Raw genomic sequence first — 17835 nt, 5'->3', positions numbered from 1 at the left:
CTATGTTTGCTGTTGAAGTCCGCGACCATGTAATGATCGCGCATTCCCTACCCTCTCCTGTTTTTGGCCCCGCGCAAGGGATGCACGGCGCGACCTTCGTGGTGGATGCGGCGTTTTACACCGAAGATCTGGATGAAAACGGTCTGGTCGTTGATATCGGCTTGGCCACCGAGGCTCTGGCCAACACGCTTGCCCCGCTACGCTACGCCAATCTGGACGAAGTCCCCGCGTTCAAGGGCAAGATCACAACGACAGAGTTTCTTTGCTATCACATTTGGGATCAACTCAAGGCGGTCGCAAAAACCAGCGGATTGGGCGACAATGGCCGCGTCAAACGCGTTCGGGTGCAGCTGCACGAAAGCCATGTGGCGCGTGGGTGGTATGAAGCAGACATCTGAAACCAGCTTTGAACCGGATTGGCTGAATCTTCGGGAACCAGCCGATCACCGGGCCCGCGATCCAAAACTGCTCGCTAGTGCCGCAAGCTGCGTTCAAGATGGGTCCATTGTACTGGATCTGGGCAGTGGCACCGGATCAACGGCCCGCGCATTTGTTCAAGCAGGGTTCGGCAAGATGCGTTGGCGGTTTTTCGACAACGACGCGACCCTGTTGCGTATTGCAAGTGATCGCCATCCCGAAGCCGAATGCGTCGTCGGCAATCTCGGTGACGTAAAAAATCTGCCGCTCGGGGACGTCGGCCTGATCACGGCTTCGGCCTTGTTCGATCTTATGCCCGAAAGCTGGATCAATGCTCTGATCCTCCGTGCAGCCGAAGCGGGCATACCAATCTACACGGCCCTGAACTACGATGGCCAAATGAGCTGGACGCCCAACGACGAACGTGACTGTGTCGTCACTCGGGCGTTCAACTGGCACCAGACGAACGACAAAGGTTTGGGACCAGCGCTGGGGCCGTTATCCGGGTCACGGTTTGCGGAATTGAGCGAAATAGTGGGCTACACTGTTGCTTCCGCACAAAGCCCGTGGCGGTTGGGGCCGCAAGAGACCCAACTGCATGACGCAGTTTTAGACGGAATCGCGCAGGCAGCCCACGAGGCGGGCGAGAAACACGCCCTCGATTGGGGAATAGACAGGCGGGGCGCGGTCGCGGTCGCGGAAACGCTTGGGACGATTGGGCACACTGACCACTTATCGGTACCGCGATGACAGTCGCTCAACTCTATACAGAATGCGGAGAAACCAATGCACGACATTGACGTAACACCCAGGGTATGGGACCGCATTCTTGCCGTTCGAGCGGGTCATGGTTGTCTGTGCGATCCGGATTGGACGGAAGGCGAAAAGCGGGCCATCTCTGTCTATGGAGCGTTAGCACAGCCGAACCCCTCGGGTCAGGTGATCGGGCAGATCGGGCAATCACTGGACGGACGGATTGCAACTGTTTCAGGCGATGCCAAAGACATCTCTGGTCGTGAAGGGCTGGTACATTTACACCGTCTACGGGCTTTGTCGGATGCGGTTGTGATCGGCGTTAAAACTGCACTGCATGACAACCCACGCCTCACCGTTCGCCTCGTAAAAGGTCAAAATCCGGTCCGCGTGATCATTGACCCAAACGGGAGGATGCCAAACGATATCGGTCTGATGCAAGACATGAACGCCCGGTGCATAGTCATCCAATCGGTAGATGCACCGCGTCCTGACCATATCGAAGTGGTCAAGTTGCCCCGCACCCATTGGATTTCGCCGGCACAAATCCTGGGCGCCTTGCGTCAGCGTGGATTGAACCGCGTCTTGATCGAAGGTGGCGGCATCACGATTGCTCAGTTTCTTGAAGCAGGGCTGCTGACCCGGCTGCATGTCGCGGTTGCACCCCTATTGATTGGGGCCGGACCACAAGGGCTGACCACATCACCGGTCGCTAGCCTGGCGCAGGCCCTTCGGCCTAAGACGGACGTCTATGGTTTGGGTACAGACGTGCTGTTTGACTGCAGACTGGAACCTCGACATGAACAAGTGGCTACCTACCCCTTACCGTGCCGGACCGCTGCTCATGCGTCCTAACGCGAATAAGTTGAACTATAAACAATGACCGCCAACCCAGAACCGCCAACACGGGCTTTATGGATTACTAAAGCCGCTAGCACTGAAATACGCGAAACGGACATCCTTGATGGCCCGGACCATATACAAGTGTCCACCCTGTTCTCGAGCATCAGCCGGGGCACCGAACGGCTTGTGTTTCACGGTCAGGTACCGCGCAGCGAACATGACACCATGCGTGCGCCGTTTCAGCAAGGCGATTTCACCTTCCCCGTCAAATATGGCTACTCGGCTGTTGGCACCGTTCAATCCGGACCGCGTAAGGGTGAGACTGTATTCGCGCTATATCCCCACCAGACACGGTTCAGCATACCCTCACATGCGGCCATTTCGATCAATCCATCCGTTCCTCCTGCCCGCGCCGTGTTGGCGGCCAATATGGAAACAGCATTGAACATCATGTGGGACGCGGGCGTTTGCGCAGGCAGCAAAGTGACCATTGTTGGCGGCGGTGTTGTCGGCGCGCTGACCGGATACCTGTGTGCCAGAACGCCCGGAACCGAGGTTTGCATAGTGGACATCAACCCGGACAAGGCCGCGCTTGCCGGACAGTTGGGTTGTGCATTTACCACCCCCGAAAACGTGCCCGAAGACGCAGACATGGTCATCCACACCTCAGCCACCTCAAGCGGATTGGCGACAGCAATAAACGCTGCCGGTGTCGAAGCAACGATTATCGAGGCCAGTTGGTATGGTGATCACTTCACGACCGTGCCGCTTGGTACCCGATTCCATCAAAGGCGGTTGCGGATCATCAGCAGCCAAGTCGGTCGTATCTCCGCACATATGGGAGCGCGCTGGGACTACAAAAAGCGGCTAACCAAGGCGATTGACCTGTTGGCTGACCCAGTTCTGGACGCCTTGATTTCGGGTGAAACTGATTTCGCAGATCTTCCCGAGAACTACGGGTCTATTCTGGAAGATCCATCGACCCTCTGCCATAGAATACGGTATTCCAACAGATGACGTTGCCGCAGGAAGTTACTCCTTGGCTGTCGCCCAAGGCGTCTGAACACATGCAAGCGATGGCACGGGCCGCGCTTCGCGCCGGGGCCGGGTTGCAACAAGCCTTCAAGACCCGCGACACGCTAAACATTTCGCAAAAATCCAAAGGCGATTTCGTATCCGACGCAGATCGCACGGCAGAAGCGGAAATCAATCTGCACCTGACCGCGACCTATCCCAAGTATGGTTGGCTCGGTGAAGAGACTGGAACGCGCGCGGGCATCGGGACGGCTTTGCGATGGGTGGTGGATCCGTTGGACGGGACGACGAATTTCCTCAAGGGTATTCCCCATTGGGCCATATCCATAGCGTTGTGTGATGGCGACGATATACTGGCTGCGTTGATCTACGATCCCCAGAAAGCCGAAATGTTCACAGCCGAACGCAGCTGCGGCGCATTTTTGAACGGGCGACAGATATCGGTCAGCGGCGAAGGTGATCTGACCGCAGCTTTGTTTGCCACTGGCGTCCCTGCCGGGGGGCGTGTGACCTATCTGAAATCTGCCCTTCAGGACCTTGAACGACTTATGCCAGAGTGTGCCGGTATTCGCAGAAACGGCGCTGCGGCCCTTGACCTTGCCTATGTCGCCGCCGGGCGGCTTGAAGGGTATTGGGAGCGGAACCTGAGTCCGTGGGACATTGCTGCAGGAATTCTGTTGGTACAGGAAGCCAAAGGGGTCGTGCAGCCGCTTTGGCCGGATCAAGACATCTTCTCGTCAGGCTCTTTTCTGGCAAGTAACGCAGCCTTGGCAAATACGTTCCGCAAATTCATTGTCTGAGGTGATCTTAGACAAATACCCCCGCCTGGTCACGCGCCTGCGTTTGTGATGAGGTCGTCGTTTGCAAGGTGGTCAATCAGGTGCCTGACGCGGGTCGTCATACGGCGATTTTGCGGGAAAAGAGCGGCGACGACATAAGGTGCCACACGGTAAGTAGCAAACAGTTCGATCAAAGCACCCGACCTGAGAGCCTCAGCTACTGTGTAAGCAGGACATCGTGCGATTGCTACACCATCCATCGCAAGACGCGCCGAAGCTGCGGGGGCATTGGCGCGCAACCGTCCGCTAACGGGAACCGCCACATCTTCGCCTTTGATATCGAACCGCCACAGCCCGGGCTCGGACATGTTACCGTCAAGAATACAGTCATGTGTCGCCAGGGCGCGCGGGTCTGTCGGCGTGCCTGCGCGGTCCAGATACGCGGGGGATGCGCATACGATTAACGGCATTTGCCCCAGTTGACGCACTTTCAGTGAACTGTCGCGCATCGGACCTATCCGGATAGCAAGGTCCAGACCCTCATCAATGATCGACACCCTGCGGTCGGACAGGTTCAGGTCAATCTCGACCTCGGGGTGCTGGGTTGCAAAGGCCGCAAGAGACGGCGCAAGCCGCACCGAGCCAAAGCCGGTCGGCGCCGAAATCCGGATGACGCCGCGCAGTGATTTCTGGGCGTTTCGGACTGTTTCCTCAAGTTCGTCAAACCCATCCAGCAGCGGTTCGCACATTGCCAGATACGTCGCTCCCGCATCTGTCAGGGATACGCTGCGTGTCGTACGGTTCAAAAGCTGCACGCCCAATGCCTCTTCCAGATCAGCAACATATTTGCTGACCAGTCGAGATGAACGCCCCATCCGCTGCGCCGCCAACGTGAAAGAAGCATTTTTCGCCACCAGCGCGAATGCGCGCATTCGATCAATCTTGTCCATTTTATTGCGCCCTTTCAGGGCCTAATTATTCGCAAAATCTGACAATTATCATCCACTTTCGCAAGAGTTATCTGTCCGTCAGACACAGCTTATGAATGACAGGAGCCAACAGATGTCCAACGCAGTTCGTATCCACCATTTCCCGAAATCAGGTCACGCGCATCGTGCTTTGGTCTTCGCCCAACTCGCAGGAATTGCGCATGACACCAACTTTGTTGATCTGGCTGCCGGAGAGCACAAGACACCAGAATTTCTGGACATGAACCCAAACGGTCAAGTGCCGGTCTTGCAAGATGGCGACGTCGTCGTATCGGATTCGAACGCAATTCTGGTGTACCTTGCGCGGAAATATGCGTCTGACTGGATGCCCAGCGATCCAGTCGGAGAAGCTACTGTCCAGAAATGGTTGACCCTTGCTGCAGGTGAAATTGCGTTCGGGTCATGTGCCGCACGTTTGATTACAGTCTTTGGTGCTCCGTTGGATGCCGATTTTGCCGCGGCCACTGCCGCCAAGGCAATGAAAAAGTTAGAAAATGGCCTTGAGGGGCGTGATTGGCTGGTTGGCGACCGCCCGACCATTGCAGATGTAGCTGCCTATTCCTACACCGCCCACGCGCCCGAGGGGAATGTCTCGCTTGACCCTTACCCGAACGTACGGGCCTGGATCGCGCGTTTCGAAGTCCTGGATGGCTTTGAACCGATGCCCTCCACCGCTGCGGGCCTCGTGGCCTGAACCAAACCTGCCCGAAACTTGAGTGTAAAGAGCTTCGGGCAAGGGTTCCCAGTATTGGGAAAAAAAGAAGGAGTGAACCGATGGTCGATGCAGATACCCCATTCCATGCCGGTGAACTGGCCGCACAAAAACGCGCCGGCGCGGATAATATTGCCACCATCGGAACACGCTATATACGCGATTTCATGCCCGAACAGCACCGTACGTTCTATCAGGCGCAACCGTTTCTCGTCGTCGCCTCGGGTGACTCGGACGGTCAGGTCTGGGCAACAATCATCGAAGGGCCTGATGGGTTCATCGGGTCTCCTGATCCGGAACGCCTGACGTTGGATACACAAGTTGACTCGCTGGATCCTCTGGCACACAGCCTGCAGGAAGGGACCGATATTGGGGTCGTCGGGATCGAACTGGCCACAAGGCGCCGCAACCGTCTTAGCGGCCGGACCCGACGTTCGGACCAAGGGCTGATCATAGACATTCGCCAAACGTTCGGAAACTGCCCGCAGTACATCAATGAACGCGACTGGTGGCGCGCCCCGCGAACCGTGCCCACAGACGCCCAAGAATCCGACCATCTCAGCCCCGGCCAAATCGCTCGCATCCGTGCCGCTGACACGCTTTTCCTGGGTTCCGGTCATCACGCCCCGCAAAAGGCGGCCTCGGATGGGTACGACGCTTCGCATAGAGGCGGTGAGCCAGGGTTCGTGCGCGTAATCAGCCCAACTCGGTTGCGCATACCGGATTATTCCGGGAACAACTTTTTCAACACGATTGGAAATCTGCTGCAGGACCCCCGTGTCGGATTGTTGTTTGTCGATTTCGCAACCGGTGGACTTTTGCATCTGACCGGGCGCGCCAAGATCGACTGGGCGCCCGAAGAAGCGCGTGATCCAAACATTTTGCGCATGATCGACGTTACGATCGACGCGGTGATTGAACGGACCGAGGCACTTTCGTTACGTTGGTCAGCGGACCCTGCCCCGTCGCAAAACCTGACCGTAGTCGACAAGAAATCCGAGGCCGAGGGGATCACATCGTTCCACCTCGCTCCGGCCGAGGGCGATACTCTGTCACCCTTTCAAGCCGGGCAGCATTTGCCGATCGCCCTCGAAATACCTGCGCATGATGTAAAGATACGTCGGTCTTATTCCCTGTCGGGCAAACCCGGTGAAGACACTTACCGGATCACTGTAAAGCGCGAGCCAGGTGGGACTGCATCGCAATTCTTACACGACAGCATCAAAATAGGAGACACGATCGAAGCCCGCCCTCCGGCTGGTGATTTTCTGATACCTGATTCAACACGCCCTTTGGTTCTGGTCAGCGTGGGTGTTGGTTTGACACCAATGATGGCCATGCTGCATCAGTCGGCGCAACAGAATACCGGACGCCAGGTATGGTTCGTGCATGGCGCACGCAACGGTCGGCACCATGCACTGTCCCAAGAAACAGACCGCCTGATCTCGGCGACCCGCGGCGCACGGAAACGCGTGTTTTTCAGCCAACCCGACAGCGGCGATCTGGTTGGTCGTGATTTCGACGCAGAAGGCCGTGTCACGGCCGCAGAGGTTCTGGCGCTCGGTGCCGGTGCGGATGCGCTTTACATGCTTTGCGGTCCCGCCGGATTCGTGACTGATCTGAAGTCAGGTCTAGAAGCTGCCGGAATAGACGGAAGCCAAATCCACTATGAAACCTTCGGCTCTGCCTGACCGCTGCCGTTAGTCCAACCGCTGTTTGCTATGGTTGAGGCTAAGGATGTCGCGACGGCTGTAATGCCCTGCCGGGTCCAGTTTCAGATGTGCGGCGATGACCTGATCCACATCGATCTCAGCATAGAGCGTGATCTCTTCGCCCGTGACTGGACCCGCAATCAATTTGCCACCGGGTGCCGCGATCATGCTACCGCCGTCGTTGATGACATCGCGCCCCTCCGTTACGTGTTTTCGCAAGGGGAAGCTGTCAGGAATGTCACTACTGCGCAGCAGACCCGAGACCGAAACAACATAAACCCGCCCCTCCATCGCGATAAACTGTGTGATGTGGTCGGTTACGTCCAGATCTCCTGGCCATGTTGCGATATGCAACTGCTCTCCCTGCTGGTACAGCGCTTGCCGGGCCAGAGGCTGCCAGTTTTCATAGCAATTCAAACCGCCGACCCGGATGCCTTTCCAATCCTGAACGGCCAGACCATGCCCATCCCCATCGGCCCATAGCAGCCTTTCGTGAAACGTCGGCTTGAGCTTGCGATGCACATTCACGACACCCTTGTCGGGCAGGATTGTCACCAACGAGGCATAGACCGAACCGCCCGACCCAGCCCGTTCAACGATCCCGGTCATGACAGCGACGCCAAGGTCAGTTGCCTCGGCACAGATCTCAGCAATCTCGGGGCCGTCGGTCGTAATCGCGGACTTCAGATAGGCCACATGCCCGGTCTTCAGCAGCTCATCATTATGGGCCACGCTCGGGGCGCGCAGCCATACGGGATAGCCGGACAAAAACACCTCGGGGAAGACAACCAATTCGGCACCATTGGATGCTGCATCCCGCAGCAGGGCGATCAGCTTGTCCGTGCTGGCCTGTGGATCAAGAAAGACCGGAGCGGCCTGAACAGCGGCAACTTTCATAAGGCAATGTCCTGCTCGTTTTACGTATGACCCGCGCATTATCTCATCAGGCACGGGCCAGGGTGTCAAATCAGACGTTTAGCCCGGATTGGCCGGCGCTTCGTCCATATCATCCGAAACCGGGCCCCAGGGTTGCGCAGAATTGCACCAGATCTGGATCGAGGGCTTGACCCATGAACTGTCCTGCAACGTCCCCGCCTTTACCGCCGCAAGGTCACCAAAAGCCGGCATCTCGGTCGATAGAGGCGAGCCGCAATTACCGCAGAAATTGCGGGTCACCGGCTGCCCGGATGCCCCGTTCATCACATAGGTCCTGCGGTTGTCACCCTCGAATGCGATCGACGCGGTCGGCACCAGCACATTGGTCGAATAGGCCGAGCCGCTTTGCCGCTGGCAATCCGGACAGTGGCAGACGACCATCATGGCAGGCTCATCGGCGCTGGAACTATAGGTGACCTGTCCGCACAGGCAGCTTCCTTCGATCTTGGGCATTGGTGTCTCCTTGCTGGTGGTTTTGGTTTTATTGGGATTTCTCTTTTGTTGGCATCAGGTGGGCGGCCGATTGATTGAACAGGGTTTCGTTCTGCTGCGCCGTGGCTTTGCCCGTGAACTGAGCGTTTTTGTGCAGGTTGATCGCATCACGAACGGCAGGGCGTGCCTTGATCCGTTGACGCCAGGCGGCGACGTTTGGAAAAGCATCCAATGAAACGCCCAAAGGTTTCGCGATGAAGGCCCACGGAAAACACATCATATCTACGATCGTATAGCGGTCGAACATATACTCGCGCCCCTCAAGCCGGTTCTCTAGGACCGCCAGAGACCGTTCGAACTCGCCCTTGTATCGCTTGTGGGAATAGGGCTGATCTTTCGGCGCATAGTTCACAAAGTGGCTCAGTTGACCGCCCATCGGACCCTGATTGGCTGCCTGCCAGAACAGCCATTCGGTAAAGGCGATCCGCTCGCGTTGGGTTTCGGGGCCAAATTGGCCGCTGCGATCTGCCAGGTACAACATGATGGCGCCGCTTTCGAAAACACTCAGCGGGCCACCGTCTGCGTCATGATCCAGAATAGCCGGCATCCTGGCGTTAGGGCTGATCGCCAGAAAGTCGGGTTGGAACTGGTCGCCACCGCGTAGGTTCATAAGAATGGTGCGATGATCCAAACCAGTTTCGGCCAGCATGATCGCGACTTTCCAACCGTTCGGTGTGGGGGAGTAATAGAAGTCAATCATGATGCATCCGCCAGAGGGTCTGGGGCCAGGCTCGCGCGAACCGCGGCAGTGTGTTCGCCTAGTTCCGGCGCGGGGCGCAAGTCGGTTGCCGGAGTACCGTGAAACACCGCAGCCGGCCGGGTCTGCCGCAGGCGACCGGCAGTCGGGTGGTCATATTCGACGAACATACCATTGGCCTCGAGCTGCGGATGTTGGCGCATCTCGCGTCGAGTCAGGACAGGGGCGCAGGGGACACCCGCCTCTTCCAGTGCGGTCAACAACGTGTCGCGGTCAAGGTCACGCACCATCTCTTGCGTCAAGTCCAGCCGCGCGTCCCGGTTGATGTCGCGCAACTCGGTCGTTTTAAAGCGTTCGTCGTCGATGATATCAGGGCGACCTGTGGCATGGGCCAGCGCCTCCCAATGTTTGTTCTGCATGATCGAAATACTGAGATATCCGCCTTTCACCTCATAGATCAGATCATGGAAAGACTGGCTGGCCTCAACCTCCATCTCATCGCCCACAAAGGTGTGGCCGTTCATGTCCGAGGCCCAGAGGAAAGCCGCCACTGTGTCCAGCATCGACAGCGTGACCTTCTGGCCCTTTCCTGTGCGTTCGCGGGCAAACAGCGCGGCGGTCACCGCCTGACTGGCCTGTACCGCCGTCAGCTTGTCGGGCAGGATCGTGCGGACCAGACGCGGACGCTCCTCGTCCGATCCGGCCTGAACCGTGGTCAGCGCTGATAACGCCTGTATCAGCGGGTCATAGACAGGCTTATTGGCCAAAGGTCCTTCGATCCCGAACCCGGAAATGGACATATAGACCAGCCGGGGGTTGAGCACACTCAGCACTTCATAGCTAAGCCCAAGACGATCCACGACACCGGGGCGGAAATTCTGGATAAACACGTCGGCGTCCTGCACCAGCGTCTTGATCATGGCGATATCATCGGGGTTTTTCAGATCGGCCACCACCGAGCGTTTGTTGCGGTTATTGTTCAGGTAAGAGGCCGAATGTCCTCCCCGGCGCGTCGCCACGTGACGGGTAAAGTCGCCGTCGGCGCGTTCGATCTTGATTACATCGGCTCCCTGATCGGCAAGGATCATCGTGCTCATGGGGCCGGAGACAACGGCGGTCAGATCAATGACCCTAATGCCCGACAGGGGGCCGTTGCGCTGAATGTCACTGTACTGGGCCATCGCCAAACTCCTGCAAACCTTAGTTTGAAGCTAGGTTGTGAAGGAACAGGTTTGTACTGCAAAAACCTCAGCAAGAGTTGAAAAAAATTCAATTCTTTTGCGCCAGCAACCAGTCATGGAACCGTTTGACATCGGACCGCATGGCACCATCGGGCCGCGCGACATAATAGCCGATATTGTCGGCGTCGGGCAGATCAAAAGGCGCGCACAGAACGCCAGCAGAAAGCAAAGAATCCACCAGCGGCCTGCGGCCCAAAGCAATACCCAAACCGTCTTGTGCCGCCTGAATCGTCAATTCATAGGTTTCAAGACCATACCGCTGATTGGCCGCCGGAGGTTGAAACCCCCGCGCCTGGCACCAGTGATCCCATTCTGCATCCACGGTCGTATTTGCCAAAACCCGCTGGGTTTTCAAAACTTCCGCCAGCGCCATACCCCCAATCGTCTGAGCAAACGCAGGCGACATCACGGGCACGATGACTTCGCGCATAAGCGGAGTTACAACCGTTTGAGGCCACTCGCCCATTCCCCGCCGGATTGCCAGATCAACATTTTCCCGTTCTAGATCAACCACACGTGTTGTGGTGACCAAATTGACCTCAAGATCGGGGTGGCTACGTTCAAGATCGGAAAGCCTCGGCAACAGCCAGCCGGCTGCAAAAGACGGCGTCAGAGTCAAAGATATCCGCTTGCGCCCCGGCATCGAACGGATGGCCTCGGTCGCGCGCAGTATCTCGGACATCGGCCCTTTGATCTGATCAAAAAACTGTGCGCCATCGGCGGTCAGAAACAGACGTCCCTTGCGGTTTTCGACCAACCGGACCCCCAGTTCGGATTCAAGCGACTTGACCTGGTGGCTGATAGACGACGCCGAAACTTGCAAGCGTTCCGCTGCCTTGACGGCGCTGCCGGTCAAAGCAACCTCGTAGAAGGACTTCAACCCACCAAAAGGCGGAAAATAATCATGTGGAATGCGCGCTCTGACCTTGGACATGGCGCCATCTTAGCCATCGTTCGGGAGATGAACAGCCAGAGCAGATCAAATCCCTTTCGCACAGTACATGGCTATCTCATACAGTGTTTAGCAAACCAGAAAACGCTGTTGGTTGATGACTCCGTAACGCCTATTCACTCGCGTCATATTACCTTTCCAGGCGTTTAACCATGTTCCTATGCGAATGCACAGAACATCGGCACAAGCAGTGAATTCCGGCGTCTGGGGATCGACCTGAAAAACGGGTCTATTTCTCTCAGAACTGGCGAATTCAGAAAGCCCACTCCGGGCTCAAGCCGCTGTTTTGACTTCTCTTCCTCAGTTCATGAGAACTCTTCTTCCAACAATCCCGAACGTCTGATCTTTTCTAAACAGATAAGTTTAACTGTGGGTCTCCGAGCATCACTTGGTCGGAAACAGGTCAGACAGGCGGACGTTGTTTTCCACGCAATATCGCAGGGAAGGGCTGGGTGCCCAAACCAAACTGTCTTCGTTCGCATAGGTATCCAGACGCGCCAAGATAGTTTCAGCCCCGATCGTATCCGCATAAAACATCAACCCACCACGCCACCGTGGGAAGCCACAGCTTCTTACGGTAACAAGATCAATACTTCGAGCCGATAAGGCAATCCCTTCGTCAAGCAGACCAACCGCTTCGTTGATCATCGCACATAGCAGCCTGTCCCTGATCTCCTCCTCAGAATAGTCACAGCGGGTGATCCCTGCGAAATGTGCCTCCTCCAATGCCAGGTCGGCCACGATCGGGTCGTCAACCTTCCCACCCCCGCCGGGATATCGATACCAGCCTGCTCCGACCTTTTTGCCCAGCTTGCCCAGCTCGAGCATCCGGTCCGCGATGGGAATATTTCGGCGGTTCGGGTCGCGCGGGGCGGTTTCGCGGCGATTGGCAAGAGCAGTGTCCACACCGATCAGGTCCTGCGCCTCGTAAGGGCCCATGGTATAGCCGAATTCGACCATGGCCTCGTCCACCTCCCACGGGGTCGAGCCATCCATCAGCACCGTATCCGCTGCTTCGTGGTACCGCGCGAGCATGCGATTTGCGATGTGGTTGTTGCTGGCGGTGTCCTGCCCTCGCGCAGCCCGTTCCGCAAAGAAGATATGGCGCAGGGCGCGGGCTTGTGCGCCTTGCCGCAGGTCCAGAAACGCGGCGCGTTCTTGGGCCATTGCGTCCGACAAAGTGGTTGTGGCGGACAGGGCCACCAGATCAATCGACCGTGGCGGCGCGATCTGGTGGGGCATCCGCAGCGCGACATCGGCGCGCGCGGCCGCAATCGCCGTATCATCTGCGGCGGGCCGGTCCCGCAATCCGGGCGGCACAGACAGTTCCAGCGTGCCTACATCCAGATGCAGCGCAACATCCACCGGGTCCTCTGCGATACCGTCCACCAGCCCCAAGGCTTCTGCCTGTTCAGCTGGAACGGGCTTGCCGGTTGCAATCAACTCGACCGCAGCCGCAATCCCGATCAGGCGGGGCAAGCGTTGCGTGCCGCCCGCGCCGGGCACCACGCCCAGCGTTACCTCGGGCAGGCCAACCCGGACACCCGGCGCCGCGATCCTATAGCGGCAGGCCAGCGCCAGTTCACACCCACCGCCCAACGCAACCCCCGTTATCGCCGCAACCCACGGCACGTCCGAGGCCTCGATCCCATTCAAAATCTCCGGCAAATGCGACGCAACCGGTGGCGCGTCAAACTCTCGCGCATCCGCGCCCGCGGCAAATGCGCGCTGCGATCCATGCAGCACCACCCGCGACAAACCTTTCTGTGCCTGAACCCAAGCCAACGCATCCCACAGGCCCTGCCGAACGCTGAGACCGATGGCATTCACAGGCGGGTTGTTCAGCCTGACAAAACCGACGGCTCCCTGACGCCAGACATCCACGGCCATCATCGGCTCCTTCTGCGTTATAGTTCACTTATTTACGGATATAGACCTAGGTCACGCTTCCAACAGCTTTTGCGTCCGGATCATCGTCACCAATTCATCCAGCGACTGGTCCAGCGCCCGCCCCGACGTGTCCAGCATGAACCGCGCCCGCGCATAAAGAACCTCGCGGCTGGCCAGGATCGAGGTCAGCTGCTCCATCGCGTCGGCATTGCCCGCCATGGGCCGCTCATCACCCTGCGCGCGCACCCGGTCCATATGCTCCTGCGGCGAGGCCTTCAGCCAGATCGTTTGGAAACTGGACAGCAACTTGTTCAGGGTTTCAGGCTCGGACACGATGCCGCCGGCCACGGCCAGGATCACGCGGTCATAGTTTTCGATCACGCGGTCCAGCGATCCGGCCTCAAGCTTGCGATAGCCTTCCTGACCGTAAAGGGCGAGGATCTCGTCAATCGGCATTCCGCCATGCAGGGCGATTTCTTTGTTCAGCTCCAAAAACGGCGCATCCAGTTGTTCAGCCGCAAGTTTACCAAGCGTCGATTTCCCCGCACCGCGCAAGCCAATCAGACAGACGCGCTGTGCCCGTCCACCCTGATCGTTGCCCGGCGAGAGCGCCTGCAACACCTGATCACGCGTTTCGCTATCGGCGGCAGAGAACAATTCGGCCACGCGCAGGCTGGTGGAATTCCACGGATCTTCTGCGCCAACAAACCACTCGATCCGGTGATCCAACGAATGCGCGACCCGTTGCAGCAACCCGATCGAAATATTCCCCGTCCCGGATTCAAGCTGCGCCAGATAGCGCTGTGACACGCCCGAGCTTTCGGACAGAACCCGACGAGAAATGCCCTTGCGTTCACGCGCGCTGCGGACCCGTTCGCCCACCTGCACCATCAGCGCCGAGATGCTGCGTTCGATCTCGGATTCTGTGTCGATCTGGGTCGACACCCCGCTGAAGGTTGTAATTTCCGCCATGTTCCGCAATTCCGAATGTGTATAATAATGCACAATACGTTCGCCGGACCAAAAAGGAAAACGGTTATGTCCCGGTCTGCCCCGCGTCACGCAAAAACGGAGCCAACAGGTCTTGGATATCCTGCGGCGGTTGGCGTTTTTCAAACGCGTTTGCCACGATGAAGACGCTGACGGTCTGGGCCGAAAAACACAGTTGGCCATCTTGTTCGCCATCGACGCGAAACGTGATGGAGGATGTGCCCAACCGGCTGGGCCATACGTGACAAGCCAGCGTGTGCCGGGGCGTGACCGGGGCTTTGAAATCCATTTCAAGCCGGACGAAGGGCGTGCCGACATTGCGGTCCAGTTCCAGCTGATACCAGCCCTGACCCAGATGCTCTTCCCACCAGGCGTTGATCGCATCCAGCGTGAACCATGGCAGGCGCCCGGTATAGGCGATGCGCGCCGGGTCGCAATCGCCCCATGTCACCCGGATATCATGTCGATAGGCCGAGGCTGGCCGGGCCGACATCAATAGGTCTCCACGTGGTACCGACCAGCGTCGCGCATCTGATCCCGCAGCGCGGTCCAGTCCTGTCCAACGCCCGCCGAGATTTCAGTCAGAGCTTGCTCGACCCCGTCCTCCATATCCCGCAGGCCGCAGATATAGACATAGCTGTTGGGATCTTGCAGCAGATCGGCGACGATGTCCCGTTTGGCCAGCATCCTGTCCTGAACATATTCCTTGTCCTGACCCTCTTGCCGGCTGAATACCAGATGCTGATCCAACAGCGTCTTGGGCACTTTCTGCAAAGGCCCGAAATAGGGCAGGCTGTCGGGCGCTCTGGCTCCGAAGAACATCGTCATGCCACCGTGAATGGTGCCCACCTTGCGCTGACGGCGCATGGTAAAGGCGCGCATCGGGGCCGAGCCGGTGCCGGTGCAGATCATCAGGATACGCGCATCCGGGTCGTCGGGTAGCAGGAAGGTCGACCCGAACGGGCCGGTGACATTGACCGCATCACCCTTTTTCAGATCACAGACATAGTTCGAGCAAAGGCCGCCCTCTTCGCGTTTGACGGTCAGTGAGACATTGTTGAAACCGGGTCGTTCGCCATCGCGCGGGCTGGACACGGAATACAGCCGTGGCAGGTGCGGCTGCCCTTCGCCGGTGGTGCCGGGCGGGATGATCCCGATCGACTGACCTTCCAGAACCGGCATCGGGTGGCCCTGAAAATCCAGAATGATATGGCGCACGTCACTGTCCGAGGACGCCTCGGTCAGGCGGTAATTACCCTGCACAACGGCCTGAACAGGTTTGCCCAAATTGTACAGGTTGATCGTGGGTTTCGATGCCGTGGCCGGGGCCTTGGACTTGCCCCCCGCACCCTTGTGTGCATCGGCCAACAACGCGGCCATCGCATCATCCAGCGCCTCAATCCCGGTGTCGGCGTCATCCGAGCCCAGATCCTCTTGTTCCGGCAACTCCTCCCACTCATATTGCTGTTCCAGGCTGTAAGGTTCGGTCACCACGCGCCATTCGTCGATTGATCCGGTCGGACAGACCGGGATGCAATCCATGCAGAAGTTGCACAGATCAGCATTAACAACCACGTTGTTGTCGTCATGTTCGATGGCCTGTTCGGGGCAGGTCATCTCGCACGTGTAACAACGGATACAGATTTCCGGGTCGATCAGGTGCTGTTTGATGGGTTTGTTCATGATTTATGCCGTCGCTGGATAAGGGCGGGAAGGGTCATGGCGTCGATAAGTGCTGCGCAGATGCCCGTGCAGGTGTCACAGCCAAGACAACGCCCCCGGATAACCGAGTGATTGGGCTGTACCTCGGCCTTGTCTGCGCTGAGTGCGGAGCGTTCCGCTGGCATTATCCATATCCTTCCCGCGTTGGCTGGCAAGATGCGGCGGGCAGAGGGGGTCCCCACTGCCCTGTCAAATAGGCCCAAGATCAGGCCATGTGCAGTTTCACATATTCGAAATCGCCGGGCTTGTTATCGATCCCAACCTTCGGAGCCGAGATCCAGCCTGCGTATTTGCCGGGCTCATAGCACGGCACCATGAGCGACTGGATATAGGCCCCATCTTCCTTGGACGGCAGCCATTTGTCGGCATTCGCGGCCCATTCCGCCTCAGAGATGATATCGCCTTCAGGATTGGCCTTGATCGCGGCAAAAACGCCAATCTGGCGGTGGAACGCCTCGTCTGGCAGGGCCAAGTTGAATTCGATCCCGGCCTTCTGAATGATCTTGTTCCAGCGCCCGACACCACCCGAGGCATCTCGGACATAGTCGTCGCGCAACCGCATGTTGATCGCGGTCAGCGCAGGTACATCCTGCGTCACGATCGCCCCATCAACAATGGATTTCACTGCATAAGTGTCGCTTTGCAGCATGTGGTCGTCGTCGATACGGTTCTCCATATACCGGCCCTTGATGCCCGCGTTGAAGGCGTTGGCGGCATTGGTCGAGACCTCCTGCCCGAACAGGTCCAGCGACAGCGAATAGTGCAGGTTCAGCTTTTTCTGGATCGTCGGCAGGTCGATCACGCCCAGATCGCGGACCTTGCCGATATCATAGGGGTCGGTCAAACCGGCCTCGTTCATCGCCTCGCAGGTGCGTTGCACGATACGGCTGACACCGGTTTCGCCCACAAACATATGGTGGGCCTCTTCGGTCAGCATAAAGCGGCAGGTCCGGCTGAGCGGATCGAACCCCGATTGTGCAAGGCTTTCCAGCTGCATTTTGCCGTCGCGGTCGGTGAAATAGGTGAACATGAAGAAGGACAACCAATCGGGTGTTTCTTCGTTAAAGGCACCCAGCATCCGCGGCGCTTCTTCGGAGCCCGAGGATCGGATCAGCAGGTCATCCGCCTCTTCCCGGCCATCCTTGCCGAAATATTTCTGCAGCAGATAGACCATCGCCCACAGGTGACGGCCTTCTTCCACGTTGACCTGAAACAGGTTGCGCATGTCATAAAGCGACGGCGCAGTCAGTCCCAAGAACCGCTGCTGCTCGACCGAGCCCGGCTCGGTATCGCCCTGAATGACAATCAGACGTTTTAGCATGTTGCGGTATTCGCCCGGCACCTCCTGCCATGCTTTCTCACCCTTATGCTCACCCATTGGAATGATGCGCTCTTCGACCTGCGGAGCCAGCAGAACGCCCCAGCGGTATTCCGGCATTTTCACATAGTCGAACTTGGCCCAGCCTTTGGGGTCAACGCTGACGGCGGTGCGCAGGTAGACCATCGAGTCCTGAAAATTCTGCGGGATCAGCTTGTTCCACCAGTCGATATAGCCGGGATGCCATTTCTCAAGCGCTTTCAGTACCTTGCGGTCCTGGCTCAGGCCGACATTGTTGGGGATCTGAGTGTCGTAACTTACGTTGATGACGTCTAGCATGTCTTTCTCCTGATGAAG

The 17835-nt window shown here is 57.9% G+C and carries 19 protein-coding genes; 7 read left to right on the top strand and 12 right to left on the bottom strand.

Annotated features, from left to right (window positions below):
- Window positions 1–2 precede the first annotated feature (2 nt).
- Genes ABWV79_RS10910 through ABWV79_RS10890 form a run of 5 tightly spaced genes read left to right on the top strand, consistent with a single transcriptional unit; the run spans window position 3 to window position 3848 of the window.
- A complete protein-coding gene (locus tag ABWV79_RS10910; RefSeq protein WP_353391903.1) occupies window positions 3–398 on the top strand; it encodes a 6-pyruvoyl trahydropterin synthase family protein in 396 nt (131 codons plus the stop codon).
- Window positions 382–1167 carry a methyltransferase domain-containing protein gene (locus tag ABWV79_RS10905; protein WP_353391901.1) on the top strand — a complete coding sequence of 262 codons (786 nt, stop codon included), beginning with the start codon at window positions 382–384 and terminating at the stop codon, window positions 1165–1167. Before ABWV79_RS10910 ends, ABWV79_RS10905 begins: the two co-directional genes overlap by 17 nt.
- Before the next feature lie 36 nt (window positions 1168–1203).
- On the top strand, window positions 1204–2025 hold the full coding sequence (locus ABWV79_RS10900; protein ID WP_353391900.1) for a RibD family protein: 822 nt from the start codon (window positions 1204–1206) through the stop codon (window positions 2023–2025).
- Between the two features lie 24 nt (window positions 2026–2049).
- Window positions 2050–3030 (top strand): zinc-dependent alcohol dehydrogenase, encoded by a 981-nt coding sequence (locus ABWV79_RS10895; protein WP_353391899.1) that lies wholly within the window; start codon window positions 2050–2052, stop codon window positions 3028–3030.
- Window positions 3027–3848, top strand: a complete 822-nt coding sequence (locus tag ABWV79_RS10890) for an inositol monophosphatase family protein (RefSeq protein WP_353391897.1) — start codon at window positions 3027–3029, stop codon at window positions 3846–3848. The genes ABWV79_RS10895 and ABWV79_RS10890 overlap by 4 nt, the downstream gene beginning before the upstream one ends.
- Before the next feature lie 29 nt (window positions 3849–3877).
- Here the strand turns inward: ABWV79_RS10890 and ABWV79_RS10885 are convergent, their stop codons facing one another.
- On the bottom strand, window positions 3878–4777 hold the full coding sequence (locus tag ABWV79_RS10885; RefSeq protein ID WP_170355217.1) for a LysR family transcriptional regulator: 900 nt from the start codon (window positions 4775–4777) through the stop codon (window positions 3878–3880).
- 112 nt (window positions 4778–4889) lie between these two features.
- Here ABWV79_RS10885 and ABWV79_RS10880 point away from each other — a divergent pair, with 112 nt between their 5' ends.
- Both ABWV79_RS10880 and ABWV79_RS10875 read left to right on the top strand, forming a co-directional pair.
- Complete coding sequence (locus ABWV79_RS10880) at window positions 4890–5510, top strand: glutathione S-transferase family protein (protein WP_353391893.1); 621 nt, start codon at window positions 4890–4892, stop codon at window positions 5508–5510.
- Between the two features lie 80 nt (window positions 5511–5590).
- Window positions 5591–7219, top strand: coding sequence for an FAD-binding oxidoreductase (locus ABWV79_RS10875; protein WP_353391891.1), 1629 nt, complete (start codon window positions 5591–5593; stop codon window positions 7217–7219).
- Window positions 7220–7228: 9 nt separating this feature from the next.
- On the opposite strand, the gene ABWV79_RS10870 is transcribed toward ABWV79_RS10875, so the two are convergent.
- The 11 genes from ABWV79_RS10870 to boxB form a co-directional block, all read right to left on the bottom strand.
- Window positions 7229–8137 carry a carbon-nitrogen hydrolase family protein gene (locus ABWV79_RS10870; protein ID WP_353391890.1) on the bottom strand — a complete coding sequence of 303 codons (909 nt, stop codon included), beginning with the start codon at window positions 8135–8137 and terminating at the stop codon, window positions 7229–7231.
- 78 nt (window positions 8138–8215) lie between these two features.
- Entirely contained in the window at window positions 8216–8629 is a 414-nt protein-coding gene (locus ABWV79_RS10865; RefSeq protein ID WP_353391889.1) for a GFA family protein, read from the bottom strand.
- A gap of 28 nt (window positions 8630–8657) precedes the next feature.
- On the bottom strand, window positions 8658–9368 hold the full coding sequence (locus ABWV79_RS10860; protein ID WP_353391887.1) for a glutathione S-transferase family protein: 711 nt from the start codon (window positions 9366–9368) through the stop codon (window positions 8658–8660).
- A complete protein-coding gene (locus tag ABWV79_RS10855) occupies window positions 9365–10546 on the bottom strand; it encodes a CaiB/BaiF CoA transferase family protein (RefSeq protein WP_353391886.1) in 1182 nt (393 codons plus the stop codon). The genes ABWV79_RS10860 and ABWV79_RS10855 overlap by 4 nt, the downstream gene beginning before the upstream one ends.
- Before the next feature lie 88 nt (window positions 10547–10634).
- Window positions 10635–11540, bottom strand: coding sequence for a LysR substrate-binding domain-containing protein (locus ABWV79_RS10850; RefSeq protein ID WP_353391885.1), 906 nt, complete (start codon window positions 11538–11540; stop codon window positions 10635–10637).
- Between the two features lie 402 nt (window positions 11541–11942).
- A complete protein-coding gene (locus ABWV79_RS10845) occupies window positions 11943–13451 on the bottom strand; it encodes an enoyl-CoA hydratase-related protein (RefSeq protein ID WP_353391884.1) in 1509 nt (502 codons plus the stop codon).
- A gap of 48 nt (window positions 13452–13499) precedes the next feature.
- Window positions 13500–14420 carry a helix-turn-helix transcriptional regulator gene (locus ABWV79_RS10840; RefSeq protein ID WP_353391883.1) on the bottom strand — a complete coding sequence of 307 codons (921 nt, stop codon included), beginning with the start codon at window positions 14418–14420 and terminating at the stop codon, window positions 13500–13502.
- Window positions 14421–14484: 64 nt separating this feature from the next.
- Complete coding sequence (locus tag ABWV79_RS10835; protein ID WP_353391882.1) at window positions 14485–14931, bottom strand: acyl-CoA thioesterase; 447 nt, start codon at window positions 14929–14931, stop codon at window positions 14485–14487.
- The gene (boxA, locus tag ABWV79_RS10830) at window positions 14931–16121 is read right to left on the bottom strand and encodes a benzoyl-CoA 2,3-epoxidase subunit BoxA (RefSeq protein WP_353391880.1); all 1191 of its coding nucleotides are present in this window, start codon (window positions 16119–16121) and stop codon (window positions 14931–14933) included. The genes ABWV79_RS10835 and boxA overlap by 1 nt, the downstream gene beginning before the upstream one ends.
- A complete protein-coding gene (locus ABWV79_RS10825; RefSeq protein WP_353391879.1) occupies window positions 16118–16285 on the bottom strand; it encodes a hypothetical protein in 168 nt (55 codons plus the stop codon). The genes boxA and ABWV79_RS10825 overlap by 4 nt, the downstream gene beginning before the upstream one ends.
- Before the next feature lie 80 nt (window positions 16286–16365).
- Window positions 16366–17817 carry a benzoyl-CoA 2,3-epoxidase subunit BoxB gene (gene boxB / locus ABWV79_RS10820; RefSeq protein WP_170355230.1) on the bottom strand — a complete coding sequence of 484 codons (1452 nt, stop codon included), beginning with the start codon at window positions 17815–17817 and terminating at the stop codon, window positions 16366–16368.
- Between the last annotated feature and the right edge of the window lie 18 nt (window positions 17818–17835).

Origin of the sequence: Ruegeria sp. HU-ET01832, from assembly GCF_040371315.1 — a bacterium.
Classification (GTDB): Bacteria; Pseudomonadota; Alphaproteobacteria; order Rhodobacterales; family Rhodobacteraceae; genus Ruegeria; species Ruegeria lacuscaerulensis_A.
The sequence above is the reverse complement of the archived record's forward strand: the minus strand, read 5'-3'. Positions and strand labels throughout refer to the sequence as shown.